Annotated in this window: 3 protein-coding genes; all 3 read left to right on the top strand. The window is 62.3% G+C overall.

All coding sequences use genetic code 11. The features are described 5' to 3' along the window. The first annotated feature begins 317 nt into the window (after positions 1-317). Positions 318-1,109, top strand: coding sequence for an IclR family transcriptional regulator (locus tag RIN13_RS20380; RefSeq protein WP_309109134.1), 792 nt, complete (start codon positions 318-320; stop codon positions 1,107-1,109). Positions 1,110-1,233: 124 nt separating this feature from the next. Continuing rightward, positions 1,234-2,553, top strand: a complete 1,320-nt coding sequence (locus RIN13_RS20375; RefSeq protein ID WP_309109133.1) for a CaiB/BaiF CoA-transferase family protein — start codon at positions 1,234-1,236, stop codon at positions 2,551-2,553. Next, positions 2,553-3,268 (top strand): hydroxymethylglutaryl-CoA lyase (locus RIN13_RS20370; RefSeq protein WP_309109132.1); only part of this gene is annotated, 716 nt, incomplete at its 3' end. The genes RIN13_RS20375 and RIN13_RS20370, both read left to right, overlap by 1 nt.

The following is a 3,268-nucleotide window of genomic DNA, read 5'->3' as shown; positions in this document are numbered from 1 at the left end:
GTGGACTTACCCGATCCCGTCGGCCCAACGATGGAAACGAACCGTCCCGGCTCAACCTTGAGGTCGATGTCCCGGACAGCGAAGTACGATCCACCGCCGGGAGTTGAAAACTCCTTGGTGCATGCGTTGAGTTCAACCGCATACTTCGAAGATTCAGGCTGTGAGGGCTGCGTCATTGCTATTCTCCCGCTAACCACATTGTGAGTTGATTATCATATAGTGAGCGCCATGCTAGCAGTAAGCTTCGTCACACTACAAGCGGTTTACAAACAGTCGGGCGCCCCGTCCTGAGAGAAGAAGGAACCTAGGATCGAGTCATGAGCCCTACCGAAAATGCCGCCGCCCCGTTGCTGGTGCTGAAGAAGATCACGTCCATCCTGGATGCCTTCTCGCTGGTGCGGCCTGAGATGAGCCTTGCCGAGATACGAGCGGAGACCGGGCTGCCGCACTCTACCGTGCAGCGCCTGGTGACCAATATGGTGCAGGAGGGAATGCTCGACCGACGTGATGACCAGTTCAGGATCGGAATACGTATGACCCACTGGGCAGCGCCCGCCCGGCAGGGCCTCGACTTCCTGGAATTGCTGACTCCCCTGGTGCGGCGGTTGCGGGATGAGCTGGGTGAAACGGTCTGCATCTTCAGGGAATCGCAAGGGAGCAGGGTGTGTGTCGCCTTGGCTGAGACCCGGCGGGTTCTTCGAAGGGCGGTCGACGTTGGCCATATCATGCCGCTCCATGCCGGTTCGGCGGGCCGGGTGTTGCTCGCCTGGAATCCCGACCTGGCGGAGAGGGTCTACGGGTCAGGGCTCCAGTCGATGACCGACCAGACCATCACGGACGCAGCAAGCCTTGATGCTGCCGTCGCGAAGACCCGTGCAGACGGTTTTGCCATCACCATCGGAGAGCGGGTTTCCGGGGCCAGCGGGTTGTCCGCTCCGATCTTCGGCCCGCAGGCTGAGCTCTACGGTGCGCTCACCGTGATGGGGCCGACCATGAGGATGCCCTACGACGTGTGCGCTTCCTGGATAGAGCCCGTGGTTGCTGCGGCTGCTGAGGCGACGCGGTTGATCGGAGGGAGTCTTCCCTCCGAAGCGGTACCCATATCGTGATTTGAGGTTCACAATATGAATCCGCGAGTGCATACTGGTTCCTGTACGACGGGGAGCTCTTCGACCTCGATAGGTGTGTACGGCGCCTGCTGGGTCCGCCGTCAGGAATCAGGAGTTGAGATTGATGAAGGTTTTCGAAACCGGCAAAGTGAACCGTGGCAAGGACGCCGCGGACGAGAACGGCCACGGGAACGCTGAAGAAACGCAATCAGGCAACGCAACCAGGACAGAAGCCTCAGGCGATGGCGCCGGTCCGCTGTCCGGCGTGCGCGTCCTCGAACTGGGATCTCTTATCGCCGGCCCGTTCGCGGGACGGCAGATGGCGGACTTCGGTGCCGAAGTCATCAAGGTCGAATCCCCGAACCGGCCGGATCCCATGCGCGAATGGGGCCGGGCGCGGGTCAACGACCGCCCTCTGTGGTGGTCGGTCCAGTCCCGCGGCAAAAAGTGCGTCACGATGGACCTGAAAGCCCCACGCGGCCGGGAACTTTTTCTTGAGCTCTGCAAGGAAGCCGACGTCATTCTCGAGAACTTCCGCCCGGGCACCATGGAGAAGCTTGGCTTCGGCCCTGAAGAGCTGTGGAAGATCAATCCCGGCCTCATCATTGCGCGGGTCTCCGGCTACGGGCAGACCGGTCCGGAAGCGTCAAAACCGGGTTATGCCTCCGTCGCCGAGGCACGCAGCGGTTTGCGACACCTGAACGGCTACCCCGATCAGCCGCCTCCCCGCACCGGTATCTCCCTGGGAGACAGCCTTGGTTCGCTGTATGCCCTGCAGGGGATCCTGCTGGCACTGTACTGGAGGGATGCCCGCGGGGGGACCGGACAGGTGGTCGATGTGTCGCTCGTTGAGGCGTGCTTCTCACTGCTGGAGAGCACCGTGCCCGACTACGCCGCGACCGGTATTGTCCCCGGACCCAGCGGCTCGGGGCTCAAGGGGATAGCGCCGTCGAACATCTTCCGTTCCAGCGATGGCAAGTGGGTGGTCATAGCGGCCAATCAGGACTCGGTCTTCGTGCGCCTGGCCACAGCGATGGGCATGCCCGGCCTCGCGGCGGACCCGAAATATCGCGATCATGCGCAGCGGGGTCGCAACCAAGAGGAGCTTGAAGGCATCATCGCCGACTGGGCGGTCCACTACTCCGCCGGCGAGCTGGTTCGCCTGCTCGATGAACACGGTGTTCCGAACAGCACGGTGAGCACCGTTGAAGATATCTTCGAGGACCCGCAGCTCAAAGCACGGGACATGCTCGTGGAAGTGGCTGACGACGAGCTGGGCACCGTGGTCCAGCCGGGAATCGTCCCCAAGCTCACGCGCTCTGCCGGCCGGATTGGCTGGAACGGGCCGCTGGTGCATGGATCCCACAACGCCGATGTGTACCAGGGCCTCCTGAACCTCACCGAGGAAGAGTTGCAGAAGGCGCGAAGCGAAGGAGCAATCTGATGGCTTTTGCCAATGGAACCAGGCCGGTCTCGATCGTGGACGTTAGCCCGCGCGACGGCTTGCAGAACGAGAAGACCCCTGTGAGTACCGAGGACAAGGTCCGGCTCATCAAAGAGCTGATCCAGATGGGTGCTCAGCGGATCGAAGCCGTCAGCTTTGTGAATCCCAAAGCGGTTCCCCAAATGGCCGATGCCGACGCCGTGATGGCGGCGGTGCCGCGCACCGACGTCGTGAGCTATATCGGCCTGGTACTGAACACCAGGGGTGCCGTACGCGCTGTCGACGCCGGGGTGGACGAGATGAACTATGTGCTCCCGGTGACCGATGCGTTCGCCACAGCCAACCAGAACACCACTGTTTCCGCAGCGCTCGCGGCTCTGGAGGAAGTTTCGGACATCGCTGCCTCGGCATCCATTCCGCTCAGTGTCACAGCGGCTGTCGCTTTTGGCTGCCCCTATCAGGGTGACGTCCCGATCGAACAGACCCTCGACGTCGTCCGCAGTGCAATTGGTCGCGCGAACCTGGCGGAGGTGGCGTTGGCGGATACGATCGGCTGCGCCGTGCCGTGGCAGGTGGGCGAGACTTTCGCCAAGCTGCGCGAGGAAACCGACCTGCAGTTGAGGGCGCACCTTCACGAGACCCGCCATACTGCGCTGGCCAACACTTATGCGGCGATGGCATCGGGCGTCGATGTGTTTGACAGTAGCGTCGGTGG

This window comes from Arthrobacter sp. (genome assembly GCF_031179985.1).
Taxonomy (GTDB): domain Bacteria; phylum Actinomycetota; class Actinomycetes; order Actinomycetales; family Micrococcaceae; genus Arthrobacter.
This window is presented reverse-complemented; position numbering and strand designations above follow the sequence as displayed.